At 63.2% G+C, this 15074-nt stretch carries 16 protein-coding genes; 9 read left to right on the top strand and 7 right to left on the bottom strand.

Annotated features, from left to right (window positions below):
• Positions 1-55: 55 nt before the first annotated feature.
• Positions 56-757: a TIGR01906 family membrane protein gene (locus NFR87_RS02850; protein ID WP_251446043.1), complete on the bottom strand. Its 702-nt coding sequence runs from the start codon at positions 755-757 to the stop codon at positions 56-58.
• A complete protein-coding gene (locus NFR87_RS02845) occupies positions 754-1368 on the bottom strand; it encodes a lysoplasmalogenase family protein (protein ID WP_251446040.1) in 615 nt (204 codons plus the stop codon). Before NFR87_RS02845 ends, NFR87_RS02850 begins: the two co-directional genes overlap by 4 nt.
• Positions 1369-1509: 141 nt before the next feature.
• Here NFR87_RS02845 and smc point away from each other — a divergent pair, with 141 nt between their 5' ends.
• The 9 genes from smc to rsfS are packed head-to-tail and all read left to right on the top strand — an operon-like array spanning position 1510 to position 11116.
• Complete coding sequence (smc, locus tag NFR87_RS02840) at positions 1510-5121, top strand: chromosome segregation protein SMC (RefSeq protein WP_479266839.1); 3612 nt, start codon at positions 1510-1512, stop codon at positions 5119-5121.
• Positions 5118-5375, top strand: a complete 258-nt coding sequence (locus NFR87_RS02835; RefSeq protein WP_251446036.1) for a hypothetical protein — start codon at positions 5118-5120, stop codon at positions 5373-5375. The genes smc and NFR87_RS02835 overlap by 4 nt, the downstream gene beginning before the upstream one ends.
• Before the next feature lies 1 nt (position 5376).
• On the top strand, positions 5377-6276 hold the full coding sequence (gene ftsY / locus NFR87_RS02830; protein WP_251446034.1) for a signal recognition particle-docking protein FtsY: 900 nt from the start codon (positions 5377-5379) through the stop codon (positions 6274-6276).
• Positions 6277-6289: 13 nt separating this feature from the next.
• Positions 6290-7006, top strand: coding sequence for a ribonuclease PH (gene rph, locus NFR87_RS02825; RefSeq protein WP_251446032.1), 717 nt, complete (start codon positions 6290-6292; stop codon positions 7004-7006).
• 4 nt (positions 7007-7010) lie between these two features.
• Positions 7011-7610: an XTP/dITP diphosphatase gene (locus NFR87_RS02820; RefSeq protein WP_251446030.1), complete on the top strand. Its 600-nt coding sequence runs from the start codon at positions 7011-7013 to the stop codon at positions 7608-7610.
• A gap of 16 nt (positions 7611-7626) precedes the next feature.
• Positions 7627-7935 carry a YhbY family RNA-binding protein gene (locus tag NFR87_RS02815; protein WP_251446028.1) on the top strand — a complete coding sequence of 103 codons (309 nt, stop codon included), beginning with the start codon at positions 7627-7629 and terminating at the stop codon, positions 7933-7935.
• Positions 7936-7948: 13 nt separating this feature from the next.
• A complete protein-coding gene (gene nadD / locus NFR87_RS02810; RefSeq protein ID WP_251446026.1) occupies positions 7949-9148 on the top strand; it encodes a nicotinate (nicotinamide) nucleotide adenylyltransferase in 1200 nt (399 codons plus the stop codon).
• Positions 9149-9157: 9 nt separating this feature from the next.
• A complete protein-coding gene (locus NFR87_RS10440; protein WP_277613121.1) occupies positions 9158-10735 on the top strand; it encodes an LCP family protein in 1578 nt (525 codons plus the stop codon).
• Positions 10736-10753: 18 nt separating this feature from the next.
• On the top strand, positions 10754-11116 hold the full coding sequence (gene rsfS, locus NFR87_RS02795) for a ribosome silencing factor (RefSeq protein ID WP_251446024.1): 363 nt from the start codon (positions 10754-10756) through the stop codon (positions 11114-11116).
• A 47-nt stretch (positions 11117-11163) separates the two neighbouring features.
• Here rsfS and NFR87_RS02790 read toward each other — a convergent pair whose 3' ends face one another.
• Genes NFR87_RS02790 through NFR87_RS02770 form a run of 5 tightly spaced genes read right to left on the bottom strand, consistent with a single transcriptional unit; the run spans position 11164 to position 15069 of the window.
• Complete coding sequence (locus NFR87_RS02790; protein ID WP_251446022.1) at positions 11164-11874, bottom strand: M15 family metallopeptidase; 711 nt, start codon at positions 11872-11874, stop codon at positions 11164-11166.
• A 1-nt stretch (position 11875) separates the two neighbouring features.
• A complete protein-coding gene (locus tag NFR87_RS02785) occupies positions 11876-12547 on the bottom strand; it encodes a GNAT family N-acetyltransferase (protein WP_251446019.1) in 672 nt (223 codons plus the stop codon).
• A 20-nt stretch (positions 12548-12567) separates the two neighbouring features.
• Positions 12568-13632: an aminopeptidase P family protein gene (locus tag NFR87_RS02780; RefSeq protein ID WP_251446016.1), complete on the bottom strand. Its 1065-nt coding sequence runs from the start codon at positions 13630-13632 to the stop codon at positions 12568-12570.
• 56 nt (positions 13633-13688) lie between these two features.
• Positions 13689-14537 (bottom strand): TIM barrel protein, encoded by an 849-nt coding sequence (locus NFR87_RS02775; RefSeq protein ID WP_251446013.1) that lies wholly within the window; start codon positions 14535-14537, stop codon positions 13689-13691.
• Positions 14538-14553: 16 nt separating this feature from the next.
• Positions 14554-15069, bottom strand: a complete 516-nt coding sequence (locus NFR87_RS02770) for a YqeG family HAD IIIA-type phosphatase (protein ID WP_251446010.1) — start codon at positions 15067-15069, stop codon at positions 14554-14556.
• Between the last annotated feature and the right edge of the window lie 5 nt (positions 15070-15074).

The following is a 15074-nucleotide window of genomic DNA, read 5'->3' as shown; positions in this document are numbered from 1 at the left end:
ACAGGGAAATAAAAATGCCGGGAACATTACGTTCCCGGCATTTTTTGCCTCTTTTTCAGCGGCGGCTCCGGCGCTTGAGCAGCTGCTGGTAGATGCTCTTGGGGGTGAGAAGGCGGCGGAAGAAGGACAGGAGCAGGGCCAGAAGGGCCTCCAGCGCCACGGCAACCACGCCCACCAGTGCGGCGGTGCGGGCCCAGAACTGCTCGGGCAGGATGAGAATGATCTCGTCAGTGCGCCAGTCAAAGATCCAGTTGGTCTTGCCGGGAAAGCACAGGGTATGGAAGGCGGTGAAGAGTCCCTCAAAGTCCATGAGGGCCCAGACGGCGAAGGCGGCGAAGAGGAGCAGGGTGAGGCAAAGGGCCAAAAGGGGCGCAGAGGCGGCGAACTTCTCCCGAAAGCCGGTGGAGAACAGGGCGATGAGGGCCAGGAGCAGAAGAAGGGCGCCGCTGACGGCCAGAACCAGAAAGTCCAGGCGGAAGAGGACTTTGCAGTCGGCAAAGTGGGCCGCGCCGCTCTCCGACCACAGAAGAGACCCGGTGGAGAAGGGAGCGTCCTTCACTAGGAAGTCCATAACGGCGTCGAAGGCGCCCCGGATGACCCCCTCGGAGTAGCCGGTCTGCTCCACCAGGCGCAGGGAGGCGATCTGGCTGTAGTACCAGCCCCGCCACAGGATGGGCAGGGCCACGGCGGCGGTGAGGGAAAATACAGCGGTGATAAGGGCGGCGAAAAGGGTGAGGAGCTTGGAGGGCTTTCTCATGGAGCATCCCCGCTTTCTGTTTCTTGGGATAGGACGATGAGGACTTGGGAGGGCAGGTAGAACAGCCAGGAGCCCCACCAGGTAAAGGCGGTGAACAGGCCCAGGTTATAGGCCCCCACGCAGATATCACAGAGGATGAACAGCAATAGGCCCCAGGCAAAGATCCGCTTTTTCAGGGCAAGGGCCTGGGCGGCGTTGACGCACAGGTTGATAAAATAGACCGCGGCGCACCAGAGAGGGAACAGGGTAAACCCCACCAAAAGGCAGGACAGGGCCACCCGGGCCCGGAACAGGGCGGGAGACCCGCTCCCCAGACGGCACAGCCGCCAGCCGTAGAGGAGCTGGACAATAAGAAACAGGCAGATGCCAAGGACATAATGGTCGTTGCGCACCAGGAGGAACCAGTCTGCTCCCACGGTGAAGCACAGGGCCAGGGCCACCAGCTTTCCGTCGGCGGTCTTGCACCCCAAAAAGGCGGTGAGGCAGCACAGGCAGATGGCGGCGAATTTCACCCAGGTAGAGTCCGCCATATTTGTCAGATCCAGAAAGAGAAAGACCAGCCACAGTCCCTCGGCCAGGGCGGGGAAGACCTTTTTGCGGTAAAAGTCCATATCTTCGCCCCCTTTTGCCCGGATTTCTGCCTCTATGATACCACTTGACAGGACAAAGGGCAAGTGGAGGTTTTCCGAAGAGAAAGAGGCAGAAAAGCATTTGCAATCCTTGTCCAAAATTGGTATAATAAACTACTTAAAATGTATTCCTATGTCCATTGGAATGATGAGGTGACGAGCGTGTACTTAAAAGCGCTGGAGATCCAAGGCTTCAAGTCCTTCCCCGACAAGACCGTCCTCTCCTTTGGAGAGGACATCACGGCCATCGTGGGCCCCAACGGGTCGGGAAAATCAAATATTTCCGACGCCATCCGCTGGGTCATGGGGGAGCAGTCCACCCGGGCCCTCCGGGGGGGCAAGATGGAGGACGTGATCTTTGGTGGAACAGCCAAGCGCAAGCAGCTGGGATTCGCCGAGGTCTCCCTTGTGCTGGACAATACCGAGCATCTCTTCCCCAACATGGAGGAGAGCGAGGTCATGGTCACCCGGCGGTATTACCGCTCCGGGGAGAGCGAGTACTACATCAACCGCCGCTCGGTGCGTCTGAAGGACGTCAATGAGCTGTTTATGGACACCGGTCTGGGCCGGGAGGGCTACTCCATTATCGGCCAGGGCAAGATCGACGAGATATTGTCCATCCGCAGCGAAGACCGCCGGGAGATCTTCGAGGAGGCGGCGGGCATCTCCCGGTTCCGCCACCGGAAGGAGGAGGCCCAGCGGAAGCTGGAGCGCACCGAGGAGAACCTGGTGCGGGTCAACGATAAGATCGACGAGCTGGAGCTCCAGGTGGAGCCCCTGCGCCTCTCTGCGGAGAAGGCCAAGAAGTTCCTCATCCTCCGGGATGAGCTGCGGGGGCTGGAGATCTCCCTGTGGCTGGAGCAGCTGGAGCGCATCCGCACCGGGGCCATCAAGGTGCAGTCGGACTACGAAAACGCCCTGCGCCAGAAGACGCAGGCCCAGGCGGAGGTGGAGCGGCTCTACGCCCAGGCCGAGGCCATCGGCGCCCAAATGCGCCAGAAGGAGATGGACGCCGAGGGCATCCGCTTTGAGATGATGGGCCGCCAGACCGACGCCAACGAGTGTGAAAACGCCATCGCCGTTTTGAAGACCAACATGGAGAACAACGCGGCCAACGTCCAGCAGCTCCAGCAGGAGCTGGAGGCCCAGGAGGGCCGGGCCGGCTCCATTGAGGGGCAGATCGAGGCGCGGCAGAGCCGGCTGGATGAGATAAGCCGGGAGATGGCCGCCCTGGACGAGCAGATGACCGCCCAGCAGACCCAGGCCGACGAACTGGGCAGAAGCGCCGGCACCCTGGCCGGGGAGATGGAGGCCCTGCGGGAGAAGGAGGCCATGGAGACCGCCTCCGCCGTGGAGGCCAAGGCCCTTCTCTCCGCCTTGGCCGCCGCCGCCCAGGAGATCATGGATCGGGACGCCGCCCTGCGCCAGGAGCTCTCCGCCGGGGAGGAGCGGCTGGGGGCCGCCCGGGCTGAGCGGGAGGCTGCCCAGAAGGATCTGGAGCAGGCCAAGGAGGACAGGGACTCTATCAAGAATATCATCAGCGGTTATGCCCTGCGCCTGTCCAGCCGCTACAATAAGCTGAAGGAGACAGAGGATAAGCACGTGAAACTCCAGATGGAGCAGGGCGCCCTCCAGAGCCGCATCCACATGCTCACCGAGATGGAAAAGCTCTACGAGGGCTATTCCAAGGCGGTCAAGCAGGTGATGGGAGAGTCCGAGCGGGGCCAGCTCAAGGGCGTTTTAGGCCCGGTGGCGGGCCTTCTCCGAGTCGGCGGGGAGTACACCGTGGCCATTGAGACCGCCCTGGGCTCCGCCATGCAGAACATCGTGGTGGAGCGGGAGGAGGACGGCAAGGCCGCCATTCAATATCTGAAGAGAAGGGACGGGGGGCGGTGCACCTTCCTGCCCCTCAACGCCATCCAGCCCCAGGAGTTCAAGGAGACCGGGGTGGAGGATGAGAAGGGCTTTGTGGGCATGGGCGACGCGCTCATCGAGTGCGAGAAGAAGTACCGGAAGGTCTTTGCCTCCCTGCTGGGCCGGACGGTCATCGCCGAGGATCTGGATACGGCCATCGCCATGGCCCGGAAATATAAGCACCGGCTGAAGATCGTCACCCTGGACGGCCAGGTGCTCAATCCCGGCGGCGCCATGACCGGCGGCTCCGCCTCCAAGACGGCGGGCATTTTGTCCCGCCAGGGAGAGCTGGAGCGGCTTCGGGAACAGGAGGCGGGCCTGAATGAGAAGCTTGCCGCCCTGGGTAAGGAGCTGGACGAGGCCAAGCGGGAGGTCACCGGCGCCCAGTATGAGATGGACGCCGCCCAGGCCCAGCAGCGCCAGCACGAGGACGACATTCTGAAGCTGGCTGAGCGGGTGACCCACTTAGAGCAGGCTGAGGGCGACCAGGTGCGCCAGCGGGACGAGTGGAAGCGGGAGCTGGAACAGCTCTCCCAGCGCGCCCAGCGCACCGAGGAGGACACCCAGAGCGCCCGGAAGCGCATCGAGGAGCTGGAGGGCTCCGCCGCCGCCCTGCGCTCTGAGGCCGAGGGCAAGGCCAAGGGGCAGAACGACCTGCGGGAGAAAATGGACGCCATCGCCGGCGAGATCGCCACCCTGGGGGCAAGGAAGGCCGCCTTTGAGGCGGAGGAGCTGGCCTCCCGCCAGTCCCTTCGGGAGCTGGAGGACTTGCGCTCCGACATGGCCGGCGACCGGGAAGACCGGGCCCGGCGCATCCGGGAGCTGGGAGAGCAGAACCTGGAGCTGGAGCGGCAGATCCAGGAAAAGGAAAACCTTCTCCAGACCATCCGCATGGAGAACACCGAGCGGCAGAAGGAGCTGGCCCGGCTCAACCAGGCCCGGCTCGACCTGGAGGGGGAGCGTACCCGCGCGGACAAGGCCAGCCGGGACAAGAACAACGAGCTGCTGGCCATGGAGCGGGAGGTCTCTGTTCTGGAGCAGAGAAAGACCACCGCTGAACTGGAGGAAAAGCAGATCCTGGACAGGCTCTGGGAGACCTATGAGCTCAGCCATGAGGCCGCCAAGGCCCAGCGGGTGGAGCTGGAGAGCGTGCCCAAGGCCCAGCGCCGGGTGGGGGAGCTGAAGCGCTCCATCTCCGGCCTGGGGAACATCAATCTGGACGCCATTGAGGAGTTCGCCAGGGTCAACGAGCGGTACACCTACTTCATCGACCAGCGGGACGATGTGCGCAAGGCCAAGGGGGAGCTGGAGAAGGTCATCGCCGATGTGACGGCCGAGATGGAGAAGATCTTCTCCGAGCAGTTTGCCAAGATCAGCGAGGCCTTCCAGGAGACCTTCCTGGAGCTTTTTGGCGGCGGCAAGGCCACTTTGGAGCTGGAGAATCCGGAGGATATCCTCAACTGCGGCATTGAGATCAAGGTACAGCCCCCGGGGAAGAGCCTGAAGATCATCACCCTCCTCTCCGGCGGCGAAAAGGCCTTTGTGGCCATCGCCCTTTACTTTGCCATTTTGAAGGTGCGTCCCACTCCCTTCGTGGTCATGGATGAGATCGAGGCCGCCCTGGACGACCCCAATGTGGTGCGCTTTGCCCGGTATATGCGCCAGATGAGCGAGAAGACCCAGTTCATCGTCATCACCCACCGCCGGGGCACCATGGAGGAGGCCGACGCCCTCTACGGCGTGACCATGCAGGAGCAGGGGGTCACACGGGTGCTGACCATCAACCTCAACGATGTGGAGAAGGAACTGAACATCAAATGAAAATGAATTTGAAAAAAAGCCTGCAATTACAGATTTTCAGCATCCTGCTGATGCTGGTGCCCTTTGTGGAGGGACGCATCCGCACGGAGCGGGAGAAGGTGTGTATGGTACTCTCGGCGCTGGGCCTGCTGGCGCTGATCGTCCTGCGTACCAAGTTTTGGAACTGCCCCCACTGCGGGAAGAACCTGGGCGCGCTCTATGAGCCGCTGAGCAACTGCCCCAACTGCGGACATACCATTGGGCCGGAGGACTGACATGGGATTTATTGAGAAGATACGCCAGGGGCTGAGCCGCACCAAAGAGAATATCGGCCACTCCTTTTCGGAGCTTTTCGCCGGAGAGCTGAACGACGAGTTTTACGACCAGCTGGAGGAGACCCTCATCCTCTCCGACATGGGCGTGGATACCGCCCTGGAGGTCAGCGAGAGCCTGCGGGGGCGGTGCAGGGAGGCGCATGTGAAGACCGCCGGAGAAGCCCGGGAGGTCTTAAAGACCATTTTGGTGGAGATGCTCTCGGTGGGTCAGCCGGAGCTGGAGCTGTCCAAGGCCCCCGCCGTGGTTCTTTTCATCGGGGTCAACGGAGTGGGGAAGACCACCACCATCGGCAAGCTGGCCAGCAGACTCAAAAGCGAGGGTAAGCGGGTGCTGCTGTGCGCCGGAGATACCTTCCGGGCCGCCGCCGCCGACCAGCTCACCATCTGGAGCGAACGGGCCGGGGTGGAGATCGTCAAGCAGCACGAGGGGGCCGACCCCGCCGCCGTGGTCTTCGACGCTCTCTCCGCCGCAAAGGCCCGCCGGGTCGATGTGGTGCTGGTGGACACCGCCGGCCGGCTCCACAACAAGCAGAATCTGATGAACGAGCTGAGCAAAATAAGCCGGGTCATCGACCGGGAGGCCCCCGACGCCAGCCGGGAGACCCTGCTGGTGCTGGACGCCACCACCGGCCAGAACGGCCTTATTCAGGCCAAGCAGTTTATGGAGTCCGCCGGCCTCACCGGAGTCATCCTGACAAAACTGGACGGTACCGCCAAGGGAGGTATCGTCGTTGCCATCGCCAGGCAGCTGGGGGTGCCGGTAAAGTTTGTGGGCGTGGGCGAAGGGGTAGACGATCTGACCCCCTTTGAGCCCGCCGCCTTTGTAGACGCACTGCTGTAAGGAGGAATTTGCCATGTCCCGGATCGACGGAAGAAAAAACGACCAACTGCGGCCTGTTGAGATCATCCCCCACTTCAACAAATTTGCCGAGGGCTCCTGCCTGATCAAGTGCGGCAACACCCAGGTGCTCTGCTGTGCCAGTGTGGAGGAGCGCACCCCGCCCCATGTCCCCGAGGGGGAGGGCTGGGTCACCGCGGAGTATTCCATGCTCCCCCGGGCCAACCGGGAGCGTTCGCGCCGGGACATCGCCAAGCTGAAGCTGTCTCCCCGCTCCGCGGAGATCCAGCGGCTGGTGGGCCGCTCCCTCCGGGCCTGTGTGGACATGGCCAAGCTGGGGGAGCGCACCATCACTGTGGACTGCGACGTGCTCCAGGGAGACGGAGGCACCCGCACCGCCAGCGTCACCGGGGGCTTCGTGGCCCTGTCCCTGGCCCTTCACAAATTGGTGGAGGAGGGGATGCTGGAAGAGATGCCGCTGGTGGACTGCGTTTCCGCCGTGTCGGCGGGCATCGTAAACGACGAGCTGCTGCTGGATCTGTGCTACGAGGAAGACTCCTCCGCCCAGGTGGATCTCAACTGTGTGATGACCGGCAGCGGAAAGCTGGTGGAGATCCAGGGCACCGGTGAGGGACGGGCCTTCACCCTGGAGGAGCAGCGCGCCCTGGTGGATCTCTGCGCCAAGGGTATCAAGGAGCTTCAAGGCATCCAGAAAAGCGTACTTGGGGGCTGAACACATGAAAATCGTACTGGCGAGCAAAAATAACCACAAACTGGCGGAGATGTCCGCCATCCTGTCCCAACTGGGGGTAGAGGTGGTACTGGAATCCGACGTGGGCGTGGATGTGGAAGTGGAGGAGACCGGTGAGACCTTTGAGGAAAACGCCGCGCTGAAGGCCCAGGCAGTGATGAAGGCCAGCGGCCTGCCCGCCATTGCCGACGACTCCGGGCTGTGCGTCACCGCTCTGGGCGGCGGGCCGGGAGTCTATTCCGCCCGCTATGGCGGCGAGGGCCTCACGGACAAAGACCGCTATGAGCTGGTGCTCAGCGGTCTTTCCGGTCAGATCGACCGCAGCGCCAAATTCGTCTCCTGCATCTGCTGCGCCTTTCCCAATGGGGATACCCTCACCGCCCGGGGGGAGTGCCCGGGACTTATCACATACGGCCCCAGGGGGGAGGACGGCTTCGGCTACGACCCGGTGTTCCTGGTGCCGGAGAAGCGGAAGACCTTCGCCCAGATGACCGGGGAGGAGAAAAACGCCATCTCCCACCGGGGCAGGGCGCTGGAGCAGTTCAAGACAGAGCTGGAAAAATACCTGTCGGAAAGCGCGCAATGACGCTTGGGAGGAGAAAATGGCTGATCTAACGAGCAAGCAGAGGGCCCAGCTGCGGGCCATGGCAAACCCCCTGGAGCCCATCGTCCACATCGGCAAGGGGAACATCGGCGGCGACCTGATCCGCCAGGCCGACGAGGCCCTGGAGGCCCGGGAGCTTATCAAGTGCCGGGTGCTGGAGACGGCGGAGCTCTCTCCCCGGCAGGCCGCTGACGAATTGAGCGGGGCCACCCGGTCGGAAGTGGTACAGGTGATCGGAACAAAATTCGTTTTATATCGTCAAAGCCATAAAAAGGATAAAAAGGATCGCATCGTCCTTGTGAAGTGAGGGGGGACTTGGCGTGAAGATCGGCATTTACGGCGGTACCTTTAATCCGCCTCACCGGGGACATCTGGTCGCAGCAAAGCTGGCGATGGAAAAGCTGGGACTGGATCATCTTATATTCATTCCGGTGGGAACACCGCCGCATAAACCTTTGCCGGAAAACACTCCAAGGGATGAGCAACGGCTGGACATGGTGATGATAGCGGTGGATACCATCGATCAATATGGCGCGATCTCTACGGACGCGGTGGAGCTGCGGCGCAGTGGGGAAAGCTATACAGTCGAGACCCTTGCGCTGCTCCGGGAAAAATACAGCCATGATGAGCTTTGGCTTTTAATGGGCTCGGATATGCTTTTGTCCTTTTCCGAGTGGAGGGAGCCGGAGAAAATATGTAAGCTGGCCAATCTGGCCGCCTTTGTCCGCAGTGAGACGGATGACCGTCAGGCCATGGCGGAGCAGGCGGGGCGGTTGGCACAGAATTATGGCGCAACGGTAAGGCTGCTGAACTTGGAGGAGATCGTGGATATTTCTTCCACCCGTCTTCGGGCCCTGCTGGAGAAGGGAGAGGGCAGCCAATACCTGTCCCCGGCAGTTTACGGTTATATCCTGCGCAATGGCCTTTACGGCACCCACGCCGATCTGACGCGGCTTACAGACGACCAGCTGCGTGCTTGCTCCCTCTCTATGGTATACGCCAAACGCCACCGGCACATCTTAGGAGTGGAGCAGGAGGCGGTGAAGCTGGCGGAGCACTGGGGCGCCGATCCGGAGCTGGCCCGCCGGGCGGGCATCCTCCACGACTGTACCAAGTACCTGCCACTGGAAGAGCACCTTGCCATCTGCGCAAACGCGGGCATAGAGCTGGACGAGCTGGAGCGCCAGAGTGAGAAGCTGCTCCACTCCAAGAGCGGGGCGGCCATTGCCAGGAGGATCTACGGCCAGCCGGAGGAGGTCTACTGGGCGATCTATTGGCACACCACCGGCCGGGCGGACATGACCCTTTTGGAAAAGATCATCTACTTGGCCGACTACATGGAGCCCAACCGCGACTTCCCCGGCGTGGAGGAGCTGCGGCGGCTGTGTTATACCGACCTGGACGCCGCGCTGGAGATGGGCCTCGCCATGAGCGTGGACGATTTGAAGGAACGGGGCGTACCCATCCACAAGAATACCCAAGGAGCTTTGGATTACATATTAGAGCGCCGGAAAGGATAAATACCGCCTATGAGCCAGGAAAAAGAAAAGAAAGACGGCGTGACCTCCGGGGCCGGAAAAGCCCAGGGCGGGGAAAAGAAACCCCAGCACAAACCCCAGGGGGAGGTCAAAAAGTCCCAGCAGAAGCCGGCCCAGCCGAAGAAGCCCGGCAGCAGACCCAAGCCCCGCTACACGGGCAAGGAACTGATCCTGCGCCGGGTCTATCTGGGCCTTACGATCCTGTCTGCCATTATCGTGGCCATCTACGTCTTTTGGAGCTTTTTTGCCGCGCCCCCTGATGTGGACAGGCCCGGCCACGGCTCCGAGGTGGTGACCCGTCCCCCCATTCAGACCAGCTATATCGACGAGGAGACCGGCGAGCTGGTGGAGGTGGAGATCCCCGGCCTGCCTGCTGACCGGAAGAAGGAGTTTTATACCTTCCTCCTGGTGGGACAGAGCCAGGACACCGGCGGAAAGCTCACCGACACCATGATGCTGGTGGCCTATGACGTGCCCAACCAGTCCCTGAGCGTCATGAGCCTTCCCCGGGACACCTATGTGCAGTACCGGGGCCTGCGCCTTCTCAACGCGGTCTATAACGCCGCGGGGGGCGACAAGGACGGCAAGGGGATCGAAGGTTTGAAAACGGCGGTGAAGGATCTCACCGGCATTTACCCGGACTACCACATCGTGGTGCAGTGGGAGGCGTTTGGAGAGCTGGTGGACGCCATCGGCGGGGTATACTTTGAGGTGCCCTTCGATATGTACTATAACGACCTCAGCCAGCACTTCAAGATCAATCTGAAGAAGGGGTATCAGCTGCTGGATGGAGAGGGGGCCATGGGGGTTGTCCGCTGGCGGCACAACAGTGACGACAGCGGCCATATCTCCAAAACCTATGGCTACGCCGAGGGAGACATCGGACGCATCAAGACCCAGCAGGCCTTCATGAAGGAGGTCATCAAAAAGTGCCTGGATCCCGGCGTGCTGCTGAAAAATCTGGGCAGCTATATCGATATCTTCCAGCGCAATGTGGAGACCAATCTGGAGGCGGGACACATCGCTTACTTCGTCCAGTCCGCCGTGGGGGGACTGGATATGGACGGGGTGACCTTCACCACCCTGCCCTGGGTCAGCGCGGGCAACGCCCACATCCTGCCGGCGGGCAGCCAGATCGTCAAGGCGGTGAACGACGGCTTCAATCCCTATGAGGAGGATATCCGCCTGGGCGAGCTGAAGCTGGCCTCCATGGATGACGTGCCTCGTGCCAGTGTGGAGCCCTCGGAGAGCCCGGATCCTGACGAGACGGAGGAGCCGGACGAGACCCCGGAGCCCGATGAAACCCCGGAGGGAGGCGGGGACGCCCCCCTGCTGCCGCCGGGAGTGACGGCCACACCCAGGCCCGGCTCCCGCCCCGCCGAGAGTGGACAGCCCTCCGCCAGCCCCCATCCCAGCGGGAGCGCCAACCCCGGGGAGAGCGGCACGCCCAGACCGAGCGGGACGCCGGCGCCGGCGGATACCCCCACACCGGAGGAGCCCTCGCCGCCGCCCGCCCCCACACCGGAACCGCCGCCGGAGGATGAGCCTCTGCTGCCCCCCGGCGTTTGACGAAAGGAGACCATGTTTATGACACCGAAGGAGACCGCCCTGCTGCTGGCCAAGGCATTGGACAGCAAGAAAGGGCTGGATATCAAGGTCTTGGAGACCGGAGAGCTGACCACTCTGGCGGACTACTTTGTCCTGTGCTCCGCCACCTCCAGCAGTCAGATCAAGGCGTTGGGCGACGCCTGTGAGAAGGCCATGAAGGAGCAGGCCGGAGAGGATCCCCACCATGTGGAGGGCCATCGGGGCGGCACCTGGGTGCTGCTGGACTTCTCCAGCGTGGTGGTGCACATCTTCAATGAGGAGGCCCGCCAGTTTTACGACCTGGAGCGGCTGTGGAGCGACGCGAAGAGCGTGGATATCCGCGATATTTTGATAGAGAACTGAAAAGAACAAGAAAAAAGAGCCGACCAGGAGGTCGGCTCTTTTTTGATTTAGTTGTCACACTCCGGGCAGAAGCCGTAGATGGGGGCGCGGTAATTCTCCCGGGCGGCCCACTGCCGCTCGCCGTAGGCGAAGTGCCACCACTCGCACTCGTAGTTCACCAGCCCCACCGAGGCCATCAGATGGTAGAGGATGCGGCGGTTATCCCGGGCCGCCTCCAAATGGGGCGGACAGTCCTGCTCCAGGGCGGCGGTGTAGGCCAGGGCGGTGAAGTCGTCGAAGCCGGTGCCCATGTCCACAGGGACGCCGTTTTTGCAAAGGGTCAGATCCACGGCCCCGCCGGTGGCGTGGGGGGAGGGGCGATCCAGCCGCTTTACGGGGACGGCCACAAACTGATCCAGATACTGCTCCAGCGCCTCCGGGGACAGGCCGGGGCGCTCTTTTTCCACCTCGGCCTTAAACCGGCTGTAGAGGGAGCGCTGGACGGAGAGGGGCCGCAGACCGTCGAAGATGAGAATGGAGTAGCCTGCGGGCAGCCCATCGGCCGCCTGGGCCAGCTTTTGCGCCACTGTCTGGCGCAGAAGGCACCGCTCCATGGCCCCGGGGTGGCCGTCCCGGAGGTAGACCGGGTCAAAGGCGATGCGCCCGGAAAGGCCGGTGGGGTCGACCAGAGGCTCCCCGCACTCCGCGGGGGCGGGGATGGCGTCCCAGTCAAACTGGGGCGGCGCCGGGATGGGAGCGAAAAATTCCTGGGGGAACAATTCAGACCACCTCGAACCAGCTGGATACCACTCCGGTCTGGGCAAAGCCCTCGGCCTGGAGAAGGGCGAGGGCGCCCTCCGCGGTGGAGGGGAGGGTGAGGGCGCAGGCGGGGGCCTTGTTCAAAGAGGCCAGGGCGGAGCGGAGCAGAGCCCGGCCCAATCCCTGCCGGCGCTCCTCCGGGACAATGGCCAGAGCGGTTAGCTCAGGGACGCGCTCGCTGAGATCCAAGTCGCAGCCGCCTATGGGTTCCTCGCCCCGCCAGGCCATGGCGCAGCGGTGGTTTTGCACCCGCAAGTCGCCGGGGCCCAGAAGACGCAGTCCGGGAACGCCGCCGCAGGCCCTGTTCATCAGCTCCAGATAGAGCTTTTCGTCAGCGGCCTTTTTTACGGGCCGGATGGTGAGGCCGCCCTCTGCCTTTACAGGCTCGGCCAGAGGCTTTTCCATGCGCAGCAGATCGTAGACATGGGTGAGCTGCCACACCCCCACGGGGCCGGGATGGAGGGGCTCTCCCTCAGGAAGGGAGGCGGCCCAGACCTGCCGGGCTCCGGCCTTTTTCAGCTTCTCCATGCCCTTGCCCAGGGCCTCCCCCAGGCGCTCCTCCGGGCAGTCCCGGAGAAGGATGTAGCCGATCCCACGGAGGGGGATCTCCCGCTGGATGATTTCGATAACCATAGTGAAGGTTCCTTTCTCTCTTACAGGATGATAAGCTCCTTGGGGGAGCGGGTGATGTCGGTACAGCCGCCCTCTTCCATGCGCACCACGTCCTCGATGCGCACGCCGAACTGGCCGGGGATATAGATGCCGGGCTCGGCGGAGACCATGGCGCCCACGGGCAGGGGCGCGGTCTCCCGGGCGTTGGCGTTGGGGGATTCGTGGATCTCCAGACCTAGGCTGTGGCCGTAGCCGTGGCCGAAGAAGCGGCCGTAGCCCGCCGCCTCGATGACCGCCCGGGCGGCGTCGTCGATGTCCTTGCCGGGCACCCCGGCCCGGGAGGCGGCAATGCCCGCCAACTGGGCCTGAAGGACGGTGTCATAGACCCGGCGCTTGTCCTCGTCTACCTCTCCCAGGGCCACGGTGCGGGTCATATCGGAGCAGTAGCCCTCATAGACGCAGCCGAAATCCATGGTAATGAACTCTCCCCGCTGCACCTGACGCGCGCCGGGGATGGCGTGGGGCCGGGAGCCGTTGGGGCCGGAGGCCACGATGGGGTCGAAGGACATCCGCTGTGCGCCCCGGCGAAGCATCTCGTAGGTGAGCTTGGCGGCGATCTCCGCCTCGGTCATGCCGGGGCGGATGAAGCCGCAGATCTCGGTGAAGGCGTCGTCGGTGATGCGCTGGGCCGCCAGCATCCGGGAGAGCTCCTCCTCGTCCTTGGCGGCGCGCAGGCCGGCGAGGAGCTTGCCGGCCGGGATGAGCCTGGCGTGGAGGGCCTTTTTCAGCCCTTCATATTGCGCCAGGGTCATGTAGCCCTCCTCCACACCCAGGGTCTTGATGCTGTGGGCGTCGGTGAACTCGTTGATAAGGTCGGCATAGCCGCGGCCCTTGCTGACCGTGAGCACCTCGGCCCCGGTGACGGCCTCTTCGGCGGCTTCCGTGTAGCGGGAGTCGGTGATATATCGGGCGGCGGCGGGGGCCACCAGAGCGTAGCCCTCTCCATTGATGCCTACGGCGTAGTATTCGCCGGGCTGGGAGGAGCAGAGCATGGCGTCCACGCCGTGATCCGGCAATCTGGCGGCGATCTGCTTGAGATGATCCATGACAGGACTTCCCTTCCGATCAGTTTACATCATTTAATAAGCGCAGGCGCGGCGGCTCATAGAGCTTCCATATATAGCCCCTTCATGGTCAGCGCGTCCCCGGCCTGGGTGCCCGCGCTCTCGCAGATAAAGGTAGGACTCCAGCCCCGGCGGGCCACCTCCGCCATAAGTGGGGCGGGGTCAGGGCCGAAACCGCCGTTGTCGTCGAAGGTGCGGTGGCATTTCTCGCCCCCCTTGGGGGTGAACTCGATCTGCGAGAAATGGCTGTGGAACCGGCTGGCCCGCTCCTCACCCAGAGCGGCGGCCATCTCGTCCAGCATGGCCCTGCAGGCGTCGGCTCCCGTCAGTTCTCCCAGGGTGCGGGCGTAGAGATGGCCAAAATCCACACAGGGGATGAGACGGTCATCAAGTTGACATAATTCTAAGACCTCGGTCAGGTCGCCCAGTTGATTGATCTTCCCCATGGTCTCGGGGCACAGGGCGATATGGCTGTAACCCTCGCCCTCCCAGGCCCTCAGCACCTCTTTCATAGAGGCCAGGGCGATATCCAAAGCCTCCCGGCGGGTGCGCTTCATCAGCGCCCCGGTGTGGACGACCACCCGGGCAGCGCCCATCCAGTCCGCCGCCTGGCAGGCGGCGAGGATGTACCCGGTGGTCTTGCGCAGGCTCTCTGGGTCGGGATTGGCCAGGTTGATAAAGTAGGGGGCGTGAAGGGAGAGGGAGATGCCCTGCTCCCGGGCGGCCTGGCCCAGTTTTCGGGCGGTGTCCTCCCTGATGTTGACCCCCTTGCCGCACTGATATTCGTAGCAGTCCAGCCCCAGTTCCCGGAGCCAGAGGGGGGCGTCCACAGAGGACTTATAGGGAAAGGCGTCGGCGTTGCCGGCGGGGCCAAATTTGGCGGCCATGGGCCTCACTTCCTTTTCAGAGGTTTTCTTCCGGAGGTGGGTTCCGGCTTGCCAGCCGGAAGGGGGTCTCCAGGGCGTACCGCACCCGGCGCAGGGGATTTTTTCCCCAGGCCATGGGCTTGACCAGAAGGGAACGGAGTCCCGCCCGGTTGGCCCCCCAGATGTCGGTAAAGATCTGATCCCCCACCATGACGGCCTCTTCCGGCGGGATCCCGGTTTGACGGAGGGCCTCCTGATAGCCCTTGACCCCCGGTTTTCCCGCGTGGCGGACGAAGGGGACGCCCAGGGCGGCGCAGAAGTCGGGACAGCGGCGGCTCTTCCGGGAGTTGGAGACCACAAAAAGCGTGATACCGCTCTGCTCCAGCTCCGCCTTCCAGGCCAAAAGCGCGGGGGAGGGGGCGGATTCCTCATAGGGGGCCAGGGTGTTGTCCAGATCGCAGAGCACCAGGCGCACGCCCATACGCCGCAAAATGTGGGGAGACAGGGCGTATATGCTCTCAAACACACGGTCGGGGATCAGGGGACACGCCATGGCTT

This window comes from Vermiculatibacterium agrestimuris, from assembly GCF_943193085.1.
Classification (GTDB): domain Bacteria; phylum Bacillota; class Clostridia; order Oscillospirales; family Oscillospiraceae; genus Vermiculatibacterium; species Vermiculatibacterium agrestimuris.
The sequence above is the reverse complement of the archived record's forward strand: the minus strand, read 5'-3'. Positions and strand labels throughout refer to the sequence as shown.

What these genes read in the sequence shown, in the direction of transcription:
- NFR87_RS02850 (WP_251446043.1), bottom strand. Translation starts at nt 757, where the DNA reads ATGAGAAAGCCCTCCAAGCTCCTCACCCTTTTCGCCGCCCTTATCACC.
- NFR87_RS02845 (WP_251446040.1), bottom strand. Translation starts at nt 1,368, where the DNA reads ATGGACTTTTACCGCAAAAAGGTCTTCCCCGCCCTGGCCGAGGGACTG.
- smc (WP_479266839.1), top strand. Translation starts at nt 1,510, where the DNA reads ATGTATTCCTATGTCCATTGGAATGATGAGGTGACGAGCGTGTACTTA.
- NFR87_RS02835 (WP_251446036.1), top strand. Translation starts at nt 5,118, where the DNA reads ATGAAAATGAATTTGAAAAAAAGCCTGCAATTACAGATTTTCAGCATC.
- ftsY (WP_251446034.1), top strand. Translation starts at nt 5,377, where the DNA reads ATGGGATTTATTGAGAAGATACGCCAGGGGCTGAGCCGCACCAAAGAG.
- rph (WP_251446032.1), top strand. Translation starts at nt 6,290, where the DNA reads ATGTCCCGGATCGACGGAAGAAAAAACGACCAACTGCGGCCTGTTGAG.
- NFR87_RS02820 (WP_251446030.1), top strand. Translation starts at nt 7,011, where the DNA reads ATGAAAATCGTACTGGCGAGCAAAAATAACCACAAACTGGCGGAGATG.
- NFR87_RS02815 (WP_251446028.1), top strand. Translation starts at nt 7,627, where the DNA reads ATGGCTGATCTAACGAGCAAGCAGAGGGCCCAGCTGCGGGCCATGGCA.
- NFR87_RS10440 (WP_277613121.1), top strand. Translation starts at nt 9,158, where the DNA reads ATGAGCCAGGAAAAAGAAAAGAAAGACGGCGTGACCTCCGGGGCCGGA.
- rsfS (WP_251446024.1), top strand. Translation starts at nt 10,754, where the DNA reads ATGACACCGAAGGAGACCGCCCTGCTGCTGGCCAAGGCATTGGACAGC.
- NFR87_RS02785 (WP_251446019.1), bottom strand. Translation starts at nt 12,547, where the DNA reads ATGGTTATCGAAATCATCCAGCGGGAGATCCCCCTCCGTGGGATCGGC.
- NFR87_RS02780 (WP_251446016.1), bottom strand. Translation starts at nt 13,632, where the DNA reads ATGGATCATCTCAAGCAGATCGCCGCCAGATTGCCGGATCACGGCGTG.
- NFR87_RS02775 (WP_251446013.1), bottom strand. Translation starts at nt 14,537, where the DNA reads ATGGCCGCCAAATTTGGCCCCGCCGGCAACGCCGACGCCTTTCCCTAT.
- NFR87_RS02770 (WP_251446010.1), bottom strand. Translation starts at nt 15,069, where the DNA reads ATGGCGTGTCCCCTGATCCCCGACCGTGTGTTTGAGAGCATATACGCC.